The sequence below is a fragment of the Ancylomarina salipaludis genome, from assembly GCF_004122035.1.
Taxonomy (GTDB): domain Bacteria; phylum Bacteroidota; class Bacteroidia; order Bacteroidales; family Marinifilaceae; genus Ancylomarina; species Ancylomarina salipaludis.
This window is the reverse complement of record NZ_SAXA01000005.1, coordinates 131940-153769: the sequence shown is the minus strand read 5'-3', so window position 1 is coordinate 153769 and position 21830 is coordinate 131940. Positions and strand designations below refer to the sequence as shown.

The 21830-nt window shown below is 37.4% G+C and carries 18 protein-coding genes; 2 read left to right on the top strand and 16 right to left on the bottom strand.

Translation table 11 applies throughout. The features are described 5' to 3' along the window. Positions 1–11: 11 nt before the first annotated feature. The 13 genes from EO244_RS07315 to EO244_RS07255 form a co-directional block, all read right to left on the bottom strand. On the bottom strand, positions 12–1988 hold the full coding sequence (locus EO244_RS07315) for an acetyl/propionyl/methylcrotonyl-CoA carboxylase subunit alpha (RefSeq protein ID WP_129254003.1): 1977 nt from the start codon (positions 1986–1988) through the stop codon (positions 12–14). A gap of 9 nt (positions 1989–1997) precedes the next feature. Continuing rightward, on the bottom strand, positions 1998–2786 hold the full coding sequence (locus tag EO244_RS07310; RefSeq protein ID WP_129254002.1) for an enoyl-CoA hydratase-related protein: 789 nt from the start codon (positions 2784–2786) through the stop codon (positions 1998–2000). Between the two features lie 32 nt (positions 2787–2818). Next, complete coding sequence (locus tag EO244_RS07305; protein ID WP_129254001.1) at positions 2819–4426, bottom strand: carboxyl transferase domain-containing protein; 1608 nt, start codon at positions 4424–4426, stop codon at positions 2819–2821. 261 nt (positions 4427–4687) lie between these two features. Continuing rightward, positions 4688–5518 carry a mechanosensitive ion channel family protein gene (locus tag EO244_RS07300; RefSeq protein WP_129254000.1) on the bottom strand — a complete coding sequence of 277 codons (831 nt, stop codon included), beginning with the start codon at positions 5516–5518 and terminating at the stop codon, positions 4688–4690. 61 nt (positions 5519–5579) lie between these two features. After that, complete coding sequence (locus EO244_RS07295) at positions 5580–6377, bottom strand: (Fe-S)-binding protein (RefSeq protein WP_129253999.1); 798 nt, start codon at positions 6375–6377, stop codon at positions 5580–5582. A gap of 36 nt (positions 6378–6413) precedes the next feature. Further along, positions 6414–7673, bottom strand: coding sequence for a (Fe-S)-binding protein (locus EO244_RS07290; RefSeq protein WP_129253998.1), 1260 nt, complete (start codon positions 7671–7673; stop codon positions 6414–6416). A 61-nt stretch (positions 7674–7734) separates the two neighbouring features. Then, a complete protein-coding gene (locus tag EO244_RS07285; RefSeq protein WP_129253997.1) occupies positions 7735–8700 on the bottom strand; it encodes an electron transfer flavoprotein subunit alpha/FixB family protein in 966 nt (321 codons plus the stop codon). 49 nt (positions 8701–8749) lie between these two features. Next, on the bottom strand, positions 8750–9499 hold the full coding sequence (locus EO244_RS07280; protein WP_129253996.1) for an electron transfer flavoprotein subunit beta/FixA family protein: 750 nt from the start codon (positions 9497–9499) through the stop codon (positions 8750–8752). A gap of 162 nt (positions 9500–9661) precedes the next feature. Then, positions 9662–10096, bottom strand: coding sequence for an IS200/IS605 family transposase (tnpA, locus tag EO244_RS07275; protein WP_129253995.1), 435 nt, complete (start codon positions 10094–10096; stop codon positions 9662–9664). 78 nt (positions 10097–10174) lie between these two features. Further along, positions 10175–11314, bottom strand: coding sequence for an acyl-CoA dehydrogenase family protein (locus EO244_RS07270; protein ID WP_129253994.1), 1140 nt, complete (start codon positions 11312–11314; stop codon positions 10175–10177). An 85-nt stretch (positions 11315–11399) separates the two neighbouring features. Next, entirely contained in the window at positions 11400–12650 is a 1251-nt protein-coding gene (locus tag EO244_RS07265) for a thiolase C-terminal domain-containing protein (RefSeq protein ID WP_129253993.1), read from the bottom strand. A 537-nt stretch (positions 12651–13187) separates the two neighbouring features. After that, positions 13188–14513 carry a 3-hydroxyacyl-CoA dehydrogenase family protein gene (locus tag EO244_RS07260; protein ID WP_129253992.1) on the bottom strand — a complete coding sequence of 442 codons (1326 nt, stop codon included), beginning with the start codon at positions 14511–14513 and terminating at the stop codon, positions 13188–13190. A gap of 33 nt (positions 14514–14546) precedes the next feature. Then, positions 14547–15326, bottom strand: coding sequence for an enoyl-CoA hydratase/isomerase family protein (locus EO244_RS07255; RefSeq protein WP_129253991.1), 780 nt, complete (start codon positions 15324–15326; stop codon positions 14547–14549). 299 nt (positions 15327–15625) lie between these two features. Between EO244_RS07255 and EO244_RS07250 the strand changes: the two genes are divergently transcribed. Next, positions 15626–17452, top strand: a complete 1827-nt coding sequence (locus EO244_RS07250; protein WP_129253990.1) for a peptidase U32 family protein — start codon at positions 15626–15628, stop codon at positions 17450–17452. Between the two features lie 65 nt (positions 17453–17517). Here the strand turns inward: EO244_RS07250 and pyk are convergent, their stop codons facing one another. Then, complete coding sequence (gene pyk, locus EO244_RS07245; RefSeq protein ID WP_129253989.1) at positions 17518–18930, bottom strand: pyruvate kinase; 1413 nt, start codon at positions 18928–18930, stop codon at positions 17518–17520. A gap of 580 nt (positions 18931–19510) precedes the next feature. Next, positions 19511–19942, bottom strand: coding sequence for a type II 3-dehydroquinate dehydratase (gene aroQ, locus EO244_RS07240; RefSeq protein ID WP_129253988.1), 432 nt, complete (start codon positions 19940–19942; stop codon positions 19511–19513). Positions 19943–20129: 187 nt separating this feature from the next. On the opposite strand from aroQ, the gene xerD reads away from it, so the two are divergent. Beyond that, on the top strand, positions 20130–21035 hold the full coding sequence (xerD, locus tag EO244_RS07235) for a site-specific tyrosine recombinase XerD (RefSeq protein WP_129253987.1): 906 nt from the start codon (positions 20130–20132) through the stop codon (positions 21033–21035). 74 nt (positions 21036–21109) lie between these two features. Here xerD and EO244_RS07230 read toward each other — a convergent pair whose 3' ends face one another. Next, a complete protein-coding gene (locus tag EO244_RS07230; RefSeq protein ID WP_129253986.1) occupies positions 21110–21739 on the bottom strand; it encodes a hypothetical protein in 630 nt (209 codons plus the stop codon). Positions 21740–21830: the final 91 nt, after the last annotated feature.

The window sequence follows — 21830 nt, the reverse complement described above, 5'->3', positions numbered from 1 at the left end:
CATAATTTATCCTACACCTCAATCAACTTAATTAATTCCATTTGACTTTTAACTTGTTCTCCCTCCTTAATCACGATTTCTGAAACCATCCCATTAAAAGGGGCTAATATGCTGTTCTCCATTTTCATCGATTCCAAAATAAGCAGCACCTCAGACTTCTGAATTTTATCTCCCGCCTTTACATTAATTTTAACAACTTTACCCGGTAAAGGAGCCAGAATACGGTCACCTGAATTCCCTTCCTTTGCAAAATTTTCATTAAACAGTTCATTACCGGAATCAGACCAACGTCTCAGGGTTATTAAAACGCCTTTACATGAGATATGCGCACCGTTGCATTCGTCTTTTGAAATGTAAAACGTGAAAATTTTTCCATTATGAATCAGATTTACACAATTCCCATTCAAATCCAGCTTTTCAAACGTATATAACACGCCATCAATATTGTAAGTCAGATCATTCTTGAATGTGACATCAATCAACCTGTCTTCCTGACTAATTTTGAAAGTCTTACGGGCATTTCGCCAATAGCCTATTTCTTCCCAGATATTCTGAGGCTTTTGAAGCCTTAAATCGTAGTGAGAAAAAGCAGCGTAGAACAAAGCCGGATCAATCGATTTTTGATCTTCATTCATTCTCCGCTTAAGTTCCTGCTCGTTTTGCTTACAGAAATGCGTTGAAATTTGATTCTGAATATATTCCTCAGTCTCAATTAAACTCTTGAGAAAATGAATATTGTTTTTAATACCATGAATGTGATAATCTGACAATGCTTCTTTCAAGCCCCTAATGGCTAAGTTTCTTGTTTCATCCCAGACAATCAATTTTGATATCATGGGGTCAAAATCGGGATGAATTGTTCCAGCTTTTGAAAGTGAGGAATCAACGCGTAATTTTGTATTGCTAAGATCTGGTTCTTTATAAAATTCAATATCCCCCGGAGCCGGAATAAAGTCCTCATCAGGATCTTCGGCATAAATTCTAGCTTCAATCGCATGCCCATTCAAAACGATATCTTCTTGCTTCAATTGAAGCCTCTTACCGGAAGCTATTGCCAGTTGTTGCTCAACCAAATCGACACCTGTTATCATCTCTGTCACGGGGTGTTCAACTTGAATTCGGGTATTCATTTCAAGAAAATAGAAGTTTTTATTCTCGTCCACCAAAAATTCAATAGTACCCGCGTTGGAATAACCTAAAGCTTTGGCCAAACGAACAGCAGCCTGTCCCATTCGCTCTCTAAGATCGGAATCTACACTGGGTGATGGCGCCTCCTCAATAATCTTCTGAAAACGTCTTTGTATGGAACACTCTCTCTCAAATAAGTGAATGGTATTGCCATACTTATCGGCTAAAACCTGAACCTCAATGTGTCTGGGATTCTCAATATACCGCTCCAATAAAACCTCCCCATCTCCAAAGTATTTCTCAGCCTCACGTGAGGTAGCCGTAATTGCAGATTCCAGATCTGATTCGGATCGAACAATTCGCATTCCTTTGCCTCCGCCACCAGCAGCAGCTTTCACTAATACAGGAAACGGTAAGTTTTTTGAATTCTTCAATAAGCTTTCCTTATCGCCAATAATCCCTTCTAAAACGGGTAAATTCTGTAATACAGCAAATTCGCGTGCATTCACCTTATTTCCCATCAGTTCAATAGCCCTAGCATCAGGTCCGACAAAGTCGATATTCGCAGCAACGCAAGCCTTGGCAAAAGCAGGATTCTCTGCAAGAAACCCATAACCGGGATGAATGGCATCCGCCTTATTTTCTAAAGCAATCTTAATAATCTGTTGCTTATCCAAATAGGTTGATAAAAGATCATCCCCCTTGAGAGGATAAGCCTCATCAGCAAATTGAACATGATCAGCTTCTTTATCCTTATCCGAATAAATAACCAGAGTCGTGATTCCCAATTTTTTCGCCGTTCGAATGATTCGAACCGCAATTTCACCTCTGTTTGCTATTAGTAGTCGTTTATAATACATGTGGATCAATTATTTCACCCAGTTTGGTTTTCTTTTTTCAAGGAAGGAATTCATCCCCTCCTGGCCTTCATCTGATTTTCTTAAATCAGCTATCATCTTAGCCGTATAGGTCATTGCCTCTTCATGACTCAGGCGATTACTCATATCGTAGAGCAACTTTTTGCATTGCGAAACAGCAATAGGCCCACTCGAACCCAGATTGGTAATCAATTCGTCGAGTTTTGCTTTTCTCTTTTTTTCTCCCAAAGCCCAATTCACCAAACCATATCTCATTGCTTCCTTTCCTGAAAAACGGATTCCTGTCAGCATCAGTTCTTTCGATTTGTATTCGCCCACACGTTTCATCACATAGGGTGATATACAAGCCGGAACGATACCAATTTTCACTTCGCTCAGTGAGAAAACAGCATTCTTATCGGCTAGAACAAAATCACAGGCTGCCAACAAACCATTGGCACCTCCAATAGCTGCACCATGGACCAAAGCAATGGTTGGAAACTTACATGAGTAGATGGTATTGAAACATTGAGACAACTTAAAACTCTCTTGAAAATTCTCCTCGTGAGTGTAATTCACAACTGATTTCATCCACTTCAGGTCAGCTCCTGCACAAAATGAAGGGCCTCTTCCTTCGAGAATTAGCAGACGAATATCTTTGTAATCCATTTTTTCAACCTTCGCAAAGCAATCAATCAATTCAGAAATCATTTCTTCATTAAAGGCATTATGAATTTCAGGTCGGTTCAAATAAATGTAACCAATCTGATTTTCTATCTTAAATTCTATTGTTTTATACATGATGTTCGTTTTTATATTTTCACATCTGAGATTTACATACGGAAAACGCCAAATTTTGGCTCACCATATTTCTTGTTGAGAGAAGCAGCAATTCCCAATGCCAGAACCTGTCTGGTTTCAGTGGGATCAATAATTCCATCATCCCACATTCGTGACGTGCTGTAATAAGGCGACCCCTCTTCCTCAAACTTATTTAAAATGGTCTCCCGAAGTTTATTCTTTTCAGCTTCATCAAACTTCTGACCTCTCGACTTTAATTGTTGTTCCTTAACCTGAACCAAAACCCCGGCAGCCTGTTCGCCCCCCATTACAGATATTCGGGCATTGGGCCACATCATCAGCAGACGAGGCTCATAAGCCCGACCTGCCATCGCATAATTACCTGCCCCAAACGAGCCTCCAACTATAATCGTGAATTTGGGAACCTGAGCGTTGGCAACAGCATGAACCATTTTGGCTCCATCTCGTGCGATACCCTGATGTTCATATTCTTTCCCAACCATAAAACCTGTAATGTTTTGAAGAAATACCAAAGGAATTTTACGTTGGCAACACAACTCAATAAAATGTGCCGCTTTAAGGGATGTTTCTGAGAATATAATTCCATTATTGGCAATAATCCCCACCGGATAACCCATGATTTTCGCAAAGCCGGTAACAATGGTCGGGGCATAATTCTCTTTAAATTCGTTAAAAGAACTCCCATCCACAATTCGCATAATAAGCTCACGGGCATCAATCGGCTTTTTCAAATCCAAAGGAGCCAGTCCATATAATTCTTCAGGATCGTAAGCGGGTTCTACAACTTCAGATCGATCAATGCTTTGTTTCTTCGGAATTGGGATCGATTCGAAAATATTTCGGCAAATCTGAATGGCATGCCTGTCATCTTCGGCAAGGTAATCGGCCACACCGGATTTCGATGTATGCACCTCTGCACCACCTAATTCTTCAGCCGTTACTTCTTCCCCCGTAGCAGCCTTCACCAATGGTGGTCCTCCGATAAAAATGGTTCCCTGACCTCTAACAATAATGGTTTCATCACTCATGGCAGGTACATATGCACCCCCTGCTGTACACGAGCCCATTACCATCGCAATCTGGGGAATTCCTTTGGCGGACATTTGCGCCTGATTAAAAAAGAAGCGTCCAAAATCGAGCTTATCGGGAAAGACATTTGCCTGTTCCGGCAAAAAAGCGCCTCCGGAATCAACCATATAAATACAAGCCAAATGATTTTCCATGGCAATTTCCTGCGCACGGATGTGTTTTTTTATTGTGGCTTCGTTATAGGTTCCCCCCTTAACCGTCGCATCATTGGCAATAATGACACATTCCCGTCCCTGGACCACACCAATTCCTGTTATAATCCCTGCCGAAGGAAACTGATTGTTATATTGATCGTAGGCAGCTAGAGGTGACAGCTCTAAAAATGGGGTGTTTTTGTCTAAAAGAAGCTCAATTCGATCACGAGCAAGTAACTTGCCTCTGGACAAATGCTTTTCCCTCAACTTCGAATCAACGCCCTTGATAACTGACTTTAATTTATGACGGTAGTCTGCAATAAGAGCTTGATAGGATTTCTTATTATTAAGAAATTCTTCCGATAGTGTATTTATTTTTGATTTTAAGCGGTACAATGTTTTTCATTTTTTGTGAGACATCTGAACATACGCGACGTTCATTATATTCATCAGGCCATTATATCCAGGAATTAACCCTTGAATATAAATCAAATTTAAACAAAATACTAACAGGTCTGTTTTTCTTAATTAAAAATATCAAACTCAAAGAACAGCTTATTTTCAAAACCATACTTTGAATCCTAAACAGCCAAAAATTTCAATCAATAATTCTATCTCATTTCGAGTTGCGCTATCACTCTCATTACCAGAATAAGATCATTGCTTTAAGAAGTGTACATCCCTTTGAGGAAATGGAATTGTGACTTCATTATTCCTGAAAGCCTCATCAATAGCGAATCTCAATTCACTTTTTATATTTTCAACCAAAAAACTTTCCTTCACCCAGAAATACAACTGAAAATCAAGAGATGATTCCCCAAAATTATTGAAACGAACAAAGGGCTCTGGCTTATTCGCGATCTTTTTATTTTCCAGTGCACAATTTTTTAATAATTCACTCACCAACTTAACATCTGAACCATAAGCCACACCAACTTCAACAAAAAAACGGGTCTTAAAATCGATATGAGTCCAATTGATAATTTTATCGTTAACAAATTTAGAATTGGGTACAATCATCACAATGTCATCCCGAGTTTTGATTTTAGACGTTCTCAAACCAATTTTAATGACCCTTCCTACCGTTTCGTCATCCAATTGAATCACATCATTAATCTGAAGATTTCGCTCGATAATCAAGACTAAACCTGAAGCAATATCATTAAACAGTTGTTGAATCCCCAAACCAACTCCAACCAAAAGTGCCGCAATACTGGCAAGAAGAACGGAAATTTGAACACCAACGGTATCAAGTAGAACTATAACTACAATTACCCAAGTGAGATATTTTACAAACAAAAAGACCGACCAGTATATACCTTGATCACTCTCTCGCTTAGCAATAAACCGTTTAAATACCCGCTTCAAAATTCTTAAGGCAATTATAGTGGCTAGCACAACTGCAATAACAATCAGAACGCCATATACTGTGAGATTGAAATTCTTGGCTCCAATCAAATTATAATTTAGAAAATCACTTAATCCCATTTACTTGCTCGTTTCAAAAAATTATACTGCCTCTATTATTAATATGAGTCCCTGACAATTACTAGAGACCTAAAGCCTGAGCAACGATCTCAGCTAAATCCAGATTCTCAACTTCGTCCTCTTTATTCTTAAATTTAATGCCATCAGTCAGCATGGTCATGCAAAAGGGACATGCCGTTGCCAACTTATCAACTTTTTGCTCCAAAACATCCTCTATACGCTCTATATTGACTTCCTTGTCTCCTTTTTCGGCATCCTTAAACATTTGTGCCCCTCCGGCTCCACAACACAAAGCCGAACTTTTACAACGCTTCATTTCTTTAACCTCACCATAAACTGCCTTAACAATATTACGGGGCGCATCGTATATCTTATTTCCTCTTCCCAGATAACACGGATCGTGGTAGGTAATACTTTCGTTTAAGAAAGGATTTGAATCCAGTTTTAAATTCCCTAATTTAATTTGCTCATCTAAGAATTCGGTGTAATTAATTAATTCATAATGCCCTCCCAGATCCGGATACTCATTCTTTAGTGTATTATAACAATGCGGACAAGTACAAATGATTTTTTTGATGCCATAAGCATTTAAAATTTCGATATTTTGCATGGCTTGCATCTGAAAAAGCATTTCATTTCCCGCGCGTTTAGCCGCATCACCTGTGCAGCTTTCCTCAGTCCCCAGAACAGCATAATTTACCTTTAGGTGATTTAAAATTTTAGCAAACGAGCGGGCGACCTTCTGATAACGCAGATCGTAAGCTCCTGCACAACCAACCCAATATAAATAATCCACCTGCTTTCCCTCAGCGGCCAAATCAGCCATTACAGGAATATCAATTTTAGTATCTGTTGTCATATAGTATTAAATAGATTGTTCATTTATTAAATTGGTTTAATCAGCCCATTTCATCCTATCCTCAGGCGAATATTGCCAGGGTGCACCATTGTTTTCGATATTTGCAAACATGGCATTCAATCCTGAAGGTGCTGAAGCTTCCTCCATCACCAAATACCTGCGCATATCCATAATCAGATTCGGGTGACTAATTTCAAGCGGGCATTCCTGTGCACATGCATTACAAGTGGTACAGGCCCAAATCTCTTCTTCGCTGATGTAATCCCTGATCAGACTCTTGGCATCCTCTTTACCTTTGAGTAAAAGACTGCCTTTTTCATTCATTCTGTGACGCAAATCCACAAATATCTTACGAGGTGATAAGCGTTTACCTGTAATATTAGCCGGACAAACATCGGTACAACGACCACATTGCGTACAGGCCAAAGAGTCCATATAATTACGCCAGGTCACATCTTCAATATCTTTCACTCCAAAACGGGAAACGTCTTCTGTTTCATCATAACTCGCTTCAGGATTAAGCATCAATTGCACTTCCTTCGTAACCGACTCGAGGTTCGGATATTTGGTTAAAGGATCAAGATTGGATAAGAAGACATTCGGTATGGATAAAAAAACATGAAAATGCTTCGAATAAGGCAAGTAGTTCGCAAAAATAAAAATCAATAAAATATGGACCCACCATCCCGTTTCCTGAATGCCTCCAAAATCAAGACCGGTTGATTGTATAATCTGAGATGAAACAGGGTAAACACCTAAAATTTCATCCGAATGATTACTCAGGTAACCCAGATTAAAAGCCAAGAGGGATAACATCAAAAAACCAATAAAATAGAGCGATAATTGCGCATCCAAATTTGCCTTTGGACCAATTTCAACACCTCTAAATCTCTTTATATTCATGAACTTCCTTCTGATGATAAACAACACAATAAAAACAAGAATGACAAAGGCAAACACATCACCCGATGCCATCAAAACATCATAGAATCCACCTAAAGATGCAAACGATCGTTCTGCCCCGGTCAATCCATCAAAAACCATTTCGATACTACCAATAGTTATCACAAGGAATCCCCAAAAAACCAATGCATGCATCAAACCAATAACAGGTTTTCTAAAGATTTTACTCTGACCAAATGCCACATTAAAAGTGCGTGTCAGCCGTGCTGAGATATTTTTAATTGGATAGGCCGGTTTCGTCAGCTTAAAAAAGGCTCTTAAACGAAAAACAGACCAGGTAAAAACCCCTAAAGTACAAAGAAGAACAACTGTGAATAAAGTTTGCTTTATCATGATGTCATTATTATAATTACGCAGAAAATAAAGAGTCAGTTTTAAACTGACTCAATTCATATTACTCTCCATTAAGAACAATTTCAGTTAGTTTCGGAAGAACAGTCATGGCATCACCCACCACACCATAATCAGCCACCGAAAAGATAGGCGCCTCAGGATCGGTATTGATTGCGACAATGCATTTGGAACGACTCACACCAGCCACATGCTGAATAGCCCCTGAAATACCAACAGCGAAATACAGATTAGGAGCAATAACTTTTCCTGTCTGTCCCACATGCTCCTCATGACTTCGCCAACCATCATCAGAAACGGGTCGAGAACAAGCAACTGCTGCACCCAGCGCCGCAGCAAAATCTTCTACTGGTTTCCAGTTATCCGGCGATTTCATGCCACGCCCCGCAGAAACAACTATATCCGCATCCGTTAAAATGATTTTATTATCAGAACTCTCTTCTGATTTCACCTTTATTTTAAATAAATCCTCCTTTAATTCAGGTGTAAAATACTCAATTGCCGCTGTAGACGGATTTTCTTTTACACCAAAAGAGTTCTTCGAAAGGGTCAAAATTTTCTTTTCAGAATCTATTTGGACATAAGCGAAAGCTTTTCCGGAAAAGACCTGTTTTTTCACCACAAAAGGCTCTAATGATTTTGGGACATCAAGTACTGCCGCCGCCAATCCGGCCTGAAGTTTAACCGATAATCGGGGTGAAATGGCTTTCCCCGAATTGTTATCACTCAAAAGAATATGTGTTGCAAATTCTTTACGAACAAACTGGGAAATAACTTCAGCATAAATTCGACTGCTCAGAACATTTAAACGGGAATCATTAACCGAAATAATTCTGTCAGCTCCGTAAAGAGCCAATTTTTCCAATTCAGATTCGTCGACTTCTCCAATTGAAAGAACCAGAGTTTGTGTATTTAGACGAGAGGCCAAATCTTTAGCATAGGAAACCAGTTCGTATGTTGATTTTTTGAATTTACCCTCCCAGTTTTTTGCAAATGCGATTACTGACATAGCTTATATTTTAAGAGATTATCTTTTATAAAAATGCTTATCCAAAAACTTACAGAACTTTAGCTTCTGATTTAAGTAAGTGGATTAATTCGTCCAATTGCTCGGCATCTATCATTTTACATGATGCTTTAGCCTGAGGTTGTTCAAACTCCACGATTTGACTCAAAGCCTTTAGCTCAATAGCCGGCAAAACTTCCAAAGGTTTTTTCCTTGCCATCATAATACCTCGCATAGCAGGAATTCTGGGTTCCTTTGCAATTCCTTTCTGAACAATTCCTACAAAAGGTGGGGTTAATTGCAGAATCTGATTACCTCCGGGAATCGCTCTGTGAATGTTCAATTCATCACCATCGAAACCCAATTGAGTCATTGATGAAATAGCAGGCCAATCCAAAAATTCACCCAGCATACCTCCTACCGATGAACTATTATAATCGCTGGATTCGATCCCACTTAAAACAATATCATAGGGTGTTTTCTTAATATAGTCCGCAATTTGCCCTGCAACAAAATACGCATCAAGAGGATTTGCATCAATTCTAATAGCCTTGTCAGCCCCAATAGCAAGTGCTTTTCTCAAAGTCGCATCGCACATGGCCTCGCCAACATTAATCACACACACTTCATCAATCGGGTTAGAAGCATCCTCTTTCAATTCAATGGCTCGGGTCAAAGCCAACTCGTCCCAAGGATTAATAATCCACTGAATACCGGCATCATCAATCTGTTTATTTCCTTCCTTAAATTTAATTTTGGTTGTAGTATCCGGAACATTACTGATACAAACTAATATTTTCATATGGTTAAGATTTAATAGTTTATGGGCTAAAGCCCGAAAGACTCTTTTCTATTTGCCATCCTAAAGGATGGAGTTAGAAATTAACTTAATCTTATATTCATAAAATAATCATTCTTAAAGCCAGCATTTATGCTGGAAATTTTACATGTACTGCTTCAGGCTTTAGCCTATACTTTTCTCGAAATTATATTTATTCATAAAGCCTTCATATTCTTCCTTCCAGGTTTTAGTTCTGTGATGTTTTTCTTGATTTTGAATATACTCACGCACTTTTTTCAAATGAGACTCACTAAATGAAGCAGCATAATATTCATCAGCCCATTCGAATTTAGTTTTTGTTAGAGCTCTTTGATTTATCCAAAATGAAGATTCGCCTTTAATCAACTGTATCGATTTTGAAAGAGTTTGATCAGCCTTCAAAGACAGAATACAATGAATATGATCCCTGTAACCATTGATAAAGTCAATATAAATACCTTTTAGTTTTGCATTTTCCTTAATGTGGTTGAAAACTGTCCATTTGATATCTTCGGTAAGATATGGGAATCGTCTTTTTGTTCCCCATACACAATGCAACCATATTCTTACAAATGACATAATTTTGATATTTATTATCTTAAAGGCAAAAACAATGGAATATCTATGAATCGTAAATACTTAATTAAGATAATCAATCTAAGCTAATAATCCCCGAGAAATGATAATTTTTTGTATTTCAGAAGTCCCTTCATAAATCTGTGTCAACTTGGCTTCGCGCATCAATCGCTCGACATGATATTCTTTGACGTAACCATTTCCACCATGAATCTGTACCGCTTCTGTGGTCACCTTCATCGCCGTTTCTGCCGCATAAAGTTTCGCCATTGCGCTGGCCTGACCATAGGGTTTGCCCTGATCTTTAAGCCATGCTGCTTTTAAACAAAAAAAGCGGGCTGCCTCAATCTCAACGGCCATATCTGCAAGCTTAAAAGCAATAGCTTGATGTTTAATAATCTCTTTTCCAAATGTTTTTCTTTCCTGAGCATACTGCAATGCCAATTCATAGGCCCCTGAGGCAATTCCCAAAGCTTGGGAAGCAATTCCAATACGCCCGCCTTCTAGCGATTGCATTGCAATCTTAAAACCTTGTCCATCATCTCCCAAACGATTTTCCTTAGGAATCTTTACATTATTAAACATCACCGAATGTGTATCAGAAGCACGCATCCCCATCTTATTTTCATGAGGCCCAACACTAATTCCTTCCAAATTTGAATCAATCAAAAAAGCATTTATACCATGGTGTTTCTTTTCAGGATGTGTATGAGCGATCAAAAGATATGTGGAAGCTGTTCCTCCTGAAGTAATCCAGTTTTTAATCCCATTGACTAAATAATGATCCCCCATATCGACAGCTGTGGTTCGCTGAGAGGTTGCATCTGATCCTGCCTCAGGTTCTGATAATAGGAAAGCTCCAATTTTATCTCCCCGTGCCATTGGCTTCAAAAATTCTTCCTTCTGTGCCTCTGTGCCGTATTTTTGAACGCCCCAGCAAACTAGTGAGTTATTCACTGACATGATTACAGAAACAGAGGAATCAACTTTAGATATTTCTTCCATAGCCAAGACATACGAAATGGTATCCATTCCACCTCCATCATACCGGGTGTCAACCAACATTCCCAGAAAACCAAGTTCAGCCAATCGTTTGACTTGTTCTTTAGGATATATGGCATCTTCATCGCGCTCAATGACGCCGGGCAATAATTCCCGTTGTGCAAAATCACGTGCTGCATCACGAATCATCAACTGTTCTTCGGTGAATTCAAAATTCATAGTGTGGTTAATTTAAGGGTTAATAGTTTGTTGTATTTGTGGTTATTTCAATTTAAAATCATCCTGCATTTAATAAATTATCAAATCAGCTCTTCGCTTTTTTATAAACAATCGAAACAAGCGTTTTATCATCGCCTCCCATATTAATGCTCAATGCATAAGGACGACTTTCGTCTATGTTTATTTGTGCCGGTCCGGCTTTTCCTGTTAATTGTTCCCAAATAGTGACCGCTTGGTGTACTCCTGTTGCACCCGTCGGATGTCCCCAGCCAATCAATCCACCTGTGGTATTAATAGGCATCTCGCCATCCCTTTTCGACTTGCCATCGATAACGAAATCAACACCTTTACCCGGCTCGGCAAGACCAATAGCTTCAATAGCCATTATCCCTGCAATTGAGAAACAATCATGAAGTTCAATGGTTCCAATTTGATTTAGACTAACCCCAGCCATATCCAAAGCCTTAGCAACAGCTTGTTTGGTGGTTTCCAATGAAGTTGGATTTTCGGGATTCATCGTTATATCAGAGGTCATTTGAGCAAAACCAACAACCTCAACAGCGTCTTCAGGCTTATACCCCAGTTTTTTCAATCCTTCTTCAGATACAACAGCTATAGCAGAAGCCCCATCTGAAACCTTTGAGCAATCGAGAACAGTTAAATGGTCAACAAATTTTTTAGGATTCAATGGCATACTAAGCGCCATATCGTATAAATTGGATTTTTTATTCTCAGACTCCTGTGCGGTATGACAAAGTCTGGCATTTTCGATGGCATTCACATACCATTGCGACATAGCCATACGTGTACGCTCCTTCCCATATTTTTGATAATATGCACCAGCTCTATCGCTAAAAACACCTGGAAAAAAATAGGCATGTCCATTTTTCCGAGATTGATTCCAGCCAGCAGCAGCCAAAATATCAGCACCATAAACTGCTTTTTTGGTATTCTGCACCTCGACACCTATAGCCAGAACAACATCAGCCGTTTCAGCCAAAACTGATTTTATTGCTGCCATTAGGGCTAAGCCTCCGGAAGCGCATGCACCTTCAACGCTTATAGCAGGTTTAAATTTTAATCCTGAATCAATTAATGGGAAAAAGGCAGGTAAATTGGCTTGATTATTAAAACGGGCAGCCATAAAATTTCCAATTACCCCTTCATCTACTTTATCTGCACCTCCGATTTTTTCCAAAACAGCCTGCCCCGCTTCTTTGATATAAGATTCTAAAGGACGACTCCCTTTTTTAGGATTAAAGTCGGATCGACCCGTTCCCATTGATATTGTATTGTAACCAGCAAGCATGTAGATTTTTCGGCGTGGAGATTTCATAAGGATTAGCGTTTATTATTAAATTATTATCCAACGAAACGGTAAGCCTAAATCAAAGGAAACTTCAAAATAAATATGAAATCGGATGTCTATTGTCCAGGCTTAATGTCCCAAATTCTAAGTCAAAATATTTTTTCAGTGACTTAATTTAGCAATAATTCCCTTAAAATCAGAATCATCATGAATCTTATTTATAACAAATAAACATAAGCCGATCTATACGACCAGTGAAATCGGCATAAAGCGTGAAAATTGATAACTAAATATTTTTTCATAATACTCAATCTCCCTATAATTTGACTATCACATACCAATCACAGATTTAAACCCAGGCATGATGAAATGCAAATAGAATAGGGATAAAACACAAACACATTAGTTTTTAACACCTTAACTCACAACAAGAGAAACTAAGAACCAAACAACACCTATGAAATAAACAGAATGTGCAAATCACTAATAATCATAAGATAAATGGTTTATAACAAAAAAAAGCTCAACCGAAGTTGAGCTTTCATATCCTGATTGAATAAATATCTATTCAAAAAATGTATTAACAGGACCATAAGCATGGTAGAAGCCTGTTTCCATAACTTTATTCACAGCATGAGTATCTGCTGCCACACCACCTTCAACCAAAAGATGACCAATTGCCTTTGATTGTTTCCCATATGAAACAGCTAATTGAGCTGCAGCGCTGGTTAAAGTCTTCAACTCGTTAAAGAAAGTTGTTAAAACATCTTCCTTCTCCTTTTCACGAATAACAGTTTTCCAGTTTAAGTCCTGAGAAGGTTTAGGCTCAAAGTAATCTTCATTAGCTGCCTTCACATCTGCAATTGGCTTATAAGCTTTTGCTGCGATATCGTAAACAGCTGCGATTCTGCCTTTTTCATACTGAAAGAAACCATCCTTCTGTGAACCATCAGAGAACTGACCTCCTGTGACGCCAAGTTCCATATATTGGTTCAATATTTCGTGAGATAATTTTTCCTGAGGGAAAGCTGTCTGCATGCTCTTAAGAATAAAACACATCACATCAATTCCAACATAGTCCATCAACTGAAAAATTCCCATCGGACGAAGCAACAAATCGCGACTTACGCTATCAACACGATAGATCGCATCTGTCAATGGCGTTCCCATAGCTTGAGCCTGATCCAGCGCAAACAAAGCATCACGCATGAAGTGTCCGTTACCAATAAAACCAGCCACATCTCGAGAGTAAACGATAATCTTTCTCATCGACTTAGCCAAGGCTTCAGAAAATTCAATTAAATCCGGATTGATATTTTCCACTGGAATAATTTCAAGCAATCTTTGGATCACAGGTGGGTTATAAAAATGGAAACCAATAATGTCGCCATTCAAACCTGCCTCCTTATCAATTTCTCCCAATGGAATTGATGATGTGTTGCTCAAAAACCAGGTATCCGGATTGTTTTGTTTGATTTGTGAAAACAATTTCACCTTCAAACCCTTGTCTTCCTTAATAGCCTCAAACACCAACTGAGAATCGTAAGCCGTTTCAATACGAGTACTGGTTTTGATCATGGCCATCACATCATTTGCATAGGCATTAATCACATCCTCGTTCTCAACCAAATCAGTTGCATCTTTATACCACTCTCTAAGTTCAACAATGTTTTTCTCCCCTGATTTCAACAATTGAGATTTAAGATATTTCAATAATCCCTCAAGTGCCTCAGGCGAAACATCAATAGCATTGATAACAAAACTTTCTTCACGTTTAGCACCAAGTTTTAATTTTCCAACTTCGAATGCCAAAAGAGCCATGATACCACTACCCATTTTACCAGCAGCACCAAGAAGACTTATGTTTGTGTATTTATTAATATATTTCATCTTAAAATTATGATTTTGGATTTTAAACTCTAATTATTTCCAGTTTGGTTTTCTTTTCTCTATAAAGGCATTAACCCCCTCGATACGTTCAGCTTGATCAGCCTGAAACAATTTTCCAAATTCTTTTGATTCGAGTGCTTCAGCTTCAGTACGAGTCATTTCTTTTCCTTCACGAAGGATTCTTTTTAATAAGTGAAGCGAGTTTGGGCTATTCTTCGTTATTTTCTTAGCCAAATCCATTGCTTCTATCATGATCTGGTCGGCATCAGCCAATTTCTGTACCAAGCCTAAATCAAACGCTTCTGTTGCCTTAATACCACCAGCAAGCATCATCAAATACATGGCATGTCCTAAACCAACTTGTTTCAGAGCCTCAACCGTTCCGTTAAATCCAGGGATTAATCCTAGAGATGCCTCAGGCAAGCCAAGACGCGTTTCTTTATTTGCGATACGAATATCACAAGCCAATGCCAATTCAAGACCACCACCAAGAGCAAAACCATTAATTGCTGCAATTACCGGAATGGGTAAGTCTGCAATATGACGAAACACAGATTTTCCCTTTTCTGCAAAATCATAACCTTCCTGCTGGGTCATATTCTGAAAAGCTTTGATATCCGCACCAGCGACAAAGGCTTTTCCTGCACCTGTAATAATTAAAGCTCTAATATTAATCGACTCTTTTAGAGAATCAAGAAAAGCCTGCAACTCATCAAAAACATCATTGTTGAGTGCATTTAAAGCATTCGGACGGTTCAAAGTCAGAATACCGATCTCTTCCCTTTCTTCATAAATCAGATAAGAAAAATTCATAAGATTGTTTATTGTGTATGTATTATTTGAAATCAATTTGTTGATTCTTAACCAGAACGCATAAGAAAAAAGAAAAACAGGCAAGTTGTGTTTTCAGTTTCCGAAATCCTTTGCGTAAGAGATCATAAATTTAGAAAAAAATGTCAGGAAATAAATTATATCTTGATCAGATAATCGAACTTGAAGCAATTTGATGGAATGAGTGCAAAATAAACCATTCGTTTGGATCGATTTATGATTCCTAATATTCATCGATAAAATCAGCTTAAAAGCTTATCTTCGCAATCAAAATAAGGAATATGCGTAAAATTGAACTTTTAGCACCTGCTAAGAATCTGGAAACAGGAATTGCTGCCATTAACTATGGTGCAGATGCTGTATATATAGGCGCTCCAAAATTTGGAGCCCGTGCCGCTGTTGGCAATACGTTGGAAGATATTGGAGAATTAATTAAATACGCACACCAATATTGGGCGAAGGTGTTCATCACAATGAATACAATTTTGTACGACAACGAGCTTAAGGAAGCTGAGGCACTCATTCATCAGCTCTATAAATTGGGAGCCGATGCCCTTATTGTACAGGATATGGGAATATTGGAAATGGATCTCCCCCCCATTGAATTGCATGCCAGCACACAGACGCACAATTTTGATTTGGAACGCATTCAGTTTCTTGAAAAAGCCGGATTCAAACGCATTATTCTTGCCCGGGAACTTTCATTAGAACAAATAAAAGAAATTCGAGCCAACACAAGTGTTGATTTAGAATACTTTGTAAATGGGGCATTATGTGTTTGCCTAAGCGGGCAATGCTATTTTTCTCATGCCATATCAGGACGTTCGGCTAATCGTGGCGAATGCAGTCAGGCTTGTCGAATGAAATACAATCTTGAAGATGCCGATGGCAATATATTAGCCAAAGATCAACATCTTCTTTCCTTAAAAGATTTAAACCTTTCAAACGAAATAACAGATATTGTAAATGCCGGAATTTGTTCTCTTAAAATTGAAGGACGACTAAAGAACATCTCCTATATCAAAAATATTACAAGCCATTACAGTGAAAAACTAGATGAAGCTATTCATAAGAATAAAGAACTTGAACGCGCATCATCCGGACATACTGAAGTCAATTTTAAGCCCGATCCTGAAAGAACATTCAATCGTGGTTTTACCCCCTATTTTTTTAAGGGGCGTATCCCTGAAATTGCAAATTTCTTCTCTCCAAAATCACTTGGAAAGGAAGTGGGTAAAATTATAGCCGTTCGAAAAGATCACTTTTTAGTTAAAAGCAAATATCCCCTACACAATGGAGATGGCTTGTGTTTTTTCAATAAAAACAAATTGTTAAAAGGTATTCAGGTAAATGGTGTCAAAGGCGATAAAATTTATCCCAACGACATGAGTATGATTTGTGATGGAGTGACACTTTATCGCAACAACGATCATGAGTTTGCCAAAGAACTAAAACAGGATAAAAGCACACGTAAAATCGCCATTGATATTTTATTGGAGCAAAAGGAAAATCAGATTTCCCTACACATAACGGATGAAAATGGAGTCAGTGCTTCGAATTTTTTATCAGAAAATTTCGAATTGGCCAAAAATGAAGAATTGGCTCAAGCTAATATCACAAAACAACTCTCAAAACTGGGAGATTCCATTTATGATTTGAACAGCATTCGTCTGAACTTACAGAACACGCCTTTCATTCAGACTAAGGTGTTGAATAATTTAAGACGTAAAACACTGGATGATTTAACATCAAATCGAATTAAACTCGCTCAGAATAAAGGAAGCAGACCGCTCATCTCTCACCCTAAATTTTACGCCGATAAAATTACCTATATGGGGAATGTGAGTAACTGTAAAGCCGAGGATTTCTATAGAAAATGTGGTGTTGAAAATATCGAAAAAGCTTTTGAACTACAGAAGAATTTTGACGGGAAAACCATCATGATAACCAAACATTGCCTGCGCTATGAATTTGGTAAATGTCCCAAAACAATAAAGTCTATTGAAGATAAACCAGGACCACTTTATTTAGTTGACAACAATAGAAAATACAGTCTGGAATTCAACTGCCAACGCTGTGAAATGAAAGTTGTTCTAATGCCGAAATAAGAAAAAAGCCGATGCTTAAATTCAATTTGAGCATCGGCTTTTTATCTATATAAATCTGTCAACAACTACACTTTATGTGTCAGTTGGTAAACATTCGATATTTCCATAAAGTTAACCCCTTTTGAAGGGCCGAAACTACCTCCTAAGATAATAACCGAGTCTTCATTAGTAAAATAGCCTTTTCCCATTAAGGTCAACATCGCTTCTTTCACATATTCATCACGGCTGGCCAACAACTCTTTATAATCAGCTTCTACACCATAAGAAAGAGCCAGTTCGCGCATAACTCGTTTCGAATAACATAAAGCATAAACAGGAACAGTCCCTCGGTAAGCCGATAAATAACGTCCGGTTCTACCTGTTAACGTATCAGTTACGATTGCCTTTGTTGAAAGAAATTGCGATGCATTAACAGCAGATCGTGCCAAAACCGATGTGACCTCTTTGTGTCTCGGTTCGCGCTGCAATTTATCAGGAACTAATTCTTTCTCAACTTCCATAGCCACCTCAGTCATGACTCTTACGGCCTCAATAGGATAATCACCATAAGCCGTTTCGCCACTCAGCATAATGGCATCTGTTCTATTATATATCGCATTCGCAATATCACTCACTTCGGCACGGGTTGGACGAGGATTCTCAATCATGGAGTGCAACATTTGTGTGGCAATGATAACCGATTTTTTAGCATCGATACATTTTCGAACGATTCGTCGCTGAATCACAGGGATTTTGGCTGCAGGTATTTCAATTGCCAAATCACCACGAGCAACCATAACACCATAAACGTATTCCAAAATCTCATCGATATTATCAACACCTTCCTGATTCTCGATTTTGGCAATAATCTTTATCTTGGATTTTCTTGCATCAAGAATTTTCTGAATCTCAATAACGTCTTCTTTTTTACGAACAAATGAATGGGCAATAAAATCGATATCCTGATCTATTGCGAATTGAATGAAATCTCTATCCTTATCACTTAAAGAAGGTAAATTAATTGAAACTCCTGGAATATTAACACTCTTACGATTCTTCAAAAAGCCTTCGTTTTGAGCTTCAACTTTTAAATACGCATCCGTTTTCTCGATAACTAATAGCTCCAAATCACCATCATCAATCAAAATACGGTTTCCCAATTCAATATCGTTCACAAAAAACTCGTAACTCACGGCAAAGCTATTTTCTTCAATCGATTCGGATTTAGAACCGATGATTTTCACCTGATCGCCTTTGGAAAGATAGATGTCTTTTTCAATTCCGACAGTTCGAATCTCAGGCCCTTTTGTATCAATCAACAAAGCTATTTTATCGGATACCTGACGCACATTATCTATCACCTTTTGAGCATCAGCGTGAGACTGATGGGCCGTATTTAAACGAACAACATTCATTCCCTCTTCAAAGAGTTCTGTTAAAAATTCCACATCACATTTCTTATCAGAAATTGTGGCTATAATTTTGGTACCTTTCTTCATAATTGGTTTTAATTAATACAGAATACGCAGACTCAACCTATATTTCGAACTTATGAAAAAGATAATAATCTTTGTCAGAATTGATTAACGAGTATAATCTTAGCCTAAAAGATAAGTAAGACTTTTAACAAAGTAAAATAATACAACAATGTCAGTCAGCATAAATAAACACATAAAAACAGATTCCAAACTGTGTTTTTTTTAACAAAAAGACATTCTCATACTATATAGTTATCACATCAATCAACAAAAACCTAAACATAAAATAGCACTTATTTATATATTATCGTAAGTTGAATTTACAAGAAAAAACGTATTCATAACTCTGCATTTCCTTTTCAGAAACTAAGGTATATATTTTATAAACTTAAAAACAGTATGCAGCAGAATATTAAGGATGAGAACCTTTATAAAACGTTTGCGACGATTAAATTGGAATAATTCTAAATAAATAACTTAATTTTAACGATTTATTTCTTTAATGAATTTTAATCAATCCAAAACATTAATTCGTCAATTTTGATAAATAAGAAAAGAACAAATCTCTTTTCAAAAGAAAACTGCCATTTGTCAAAAAAACTTATTTGTCTTTATTTAATTTTGTAAGGGCCTCAATCCCCAATCGATAAGAATCAAGACCAAAACCAGCAATAACACCGACACAACTTGCACTAATCAAGCTAACATGTCTGAACGCTTCTCTTTTATGAACATTTGAAATATGAACTTCAATCACAGGAATGTCAATGGCAGAAATTGCATCCCTTATAGCTACTGACGTATGGGTGTAAGCAGCTGCATTCAAGACAATACCATCATGAGTTAATCGACATTCATGTATCTTATTGATGATTTCGCCTTCAATATTCGATTGATAATAATCCAAAGCAAAATTGGGATATAAAAGCTTCAATTCCTCGTAATACTGATCGAAACTTTGCGACCCATAAATCGTTTTTTCTCTTACACCTAGCAGATTTAAATTAGGTCCGTTTATGATTAAAATTGTCATTTCGTCAAAATTTCAGCTTAGTTTAACATAGAGTTTTTATTAATTTTTCACAAACCATACGTAATAATTTTTCACTCTGAATTATCATATTATCATAAAAGTACGTATATTGCTATCGTTAAAACAAAACTAATAAAATAGTTTGATTAACAATTACAACTAAACTACATACTTAAAATTAATTGAAATGAATTGGACAACAACAATTGAGAATTTCAAGACTTATCTCACATTGGAAAAGTCTCTGTCTAAGAATTCTATTGATGCTTACATCAATGACATCACTAAACTAACAACTTTTTTCAAAGAGCAAGGCAGAACTGTTGCTCCCGATCAAGTTGTTTTGCAAGACCTTAAGGATTTTGTTACCTGGATTAATGATGCAGGAACAAGTCCACGAACTCAAGCTCGAGTAATTTCAGGTATCAAAGCATACTTCAAATACTTGTTACTTGAAGAAGTTATTGACAGAAACCCAACCGCTTTGTTGGAAGCACCAAAAATTGGTCGCAAACTTCCTCATACTTTAACCGTTGAAGAAATTGACGTTTTAGTAAAGGCAGTTGACACAAACAAAGCTGAAGGACAAAGAAACAGAGCAATTTTAGAAACACTGTATTCTTGTGGTCTTCGTGTTTCTGAACTAATTGACCTTAGAGTTTCGAATTTACATTTCAGAATGGGTTTCATTAAGATTCATGGTAAAGGAAACAAAGAGCGTTTAATTCCAATTGGAAAGAGAGCTAAAAAAGAGATCAAACTTTATCTTAAGAACTACAGAGGTAAATTAAACATTGATAAGGATAGCGAGGATATTTTATTCTTAAACCGAAGAGGTCGCAAACTTTCTCGTGTGATGATTTTCACTATCATTAAAAACCTTTCTAAGAAAGTTGGTCTAACTAAGAATGTTTCACCTCATACTTTCCGTCACTCGTTTGCTTCTCATCTTGTTGAAGGTGGTGCTGACTTAAGAGCTGTACAGGAAATGTTAGGACATGAGTCAATTTTGACAACTGAAATCTATACCCATTTGGATAGAGATTATTTAAAAGAGACAATCAAAAATTGTCATCCAAGATCTAAGGATTAATCACAAAAAAAGAGTAGCCAATCGCTACTCTTTTTTTTGTTCTTCTATTTTATGATTCTGATTTCTAGCTCAATTTATAGCTTCACAATATACGCATCTGGAAAACCTTTAGAGCGTACATCTCTTAACTCACGTCTACAAACCCAATAGTTATCGTAGCTGCGATAAAAATAGCGATAAAGGTGTTCATCGTTATCGTAATTTTCATACAAGCCCGTCAATCTCAACAGACTCATACGCGTTGCATTTTTGCTGGCAAAAACGTGAATGGAATATTTAAATTTACTATCCTTTATATTTTTAATCCCGTAAGTTTCTTCATATAAGTTTCTCATTTTCTTCGAAAAACTCATATGACTTACATCACGATAATAATTCCAAAATTCCCATTTTCCATATCGGTTAATTCGAAAAAGCGTTTCCGGAGGTAATTCCTCTACATAATTTTCATCACTGATAGTATCACTGGGTGACGTCTTTACTTTAATTGGAATTTGAGCCTCTTTTTCCTTCTTTATCTCTGGATTAGAGTGGGACTCTATAGAATTACTTTCCGGGGCAAGCTCAACAAGCTCAGTATATTCTGAATCTTTCGCCTCAGGAGGTTTAACAAAATTAAATAATTCTGGTGAAATCAGGGGCGAAAACAAGCCTATGACAATCGATATAAGTAAACAAGCTACTATAAAGAAGAGGTTTCTCATAAATGATGTATTCCTTTAATTAAGACGATGATTCCCAGACTTTGCACCCTTGCAAAAATGGCAAAAAGCTCTTATCGGTAATAAATATAAT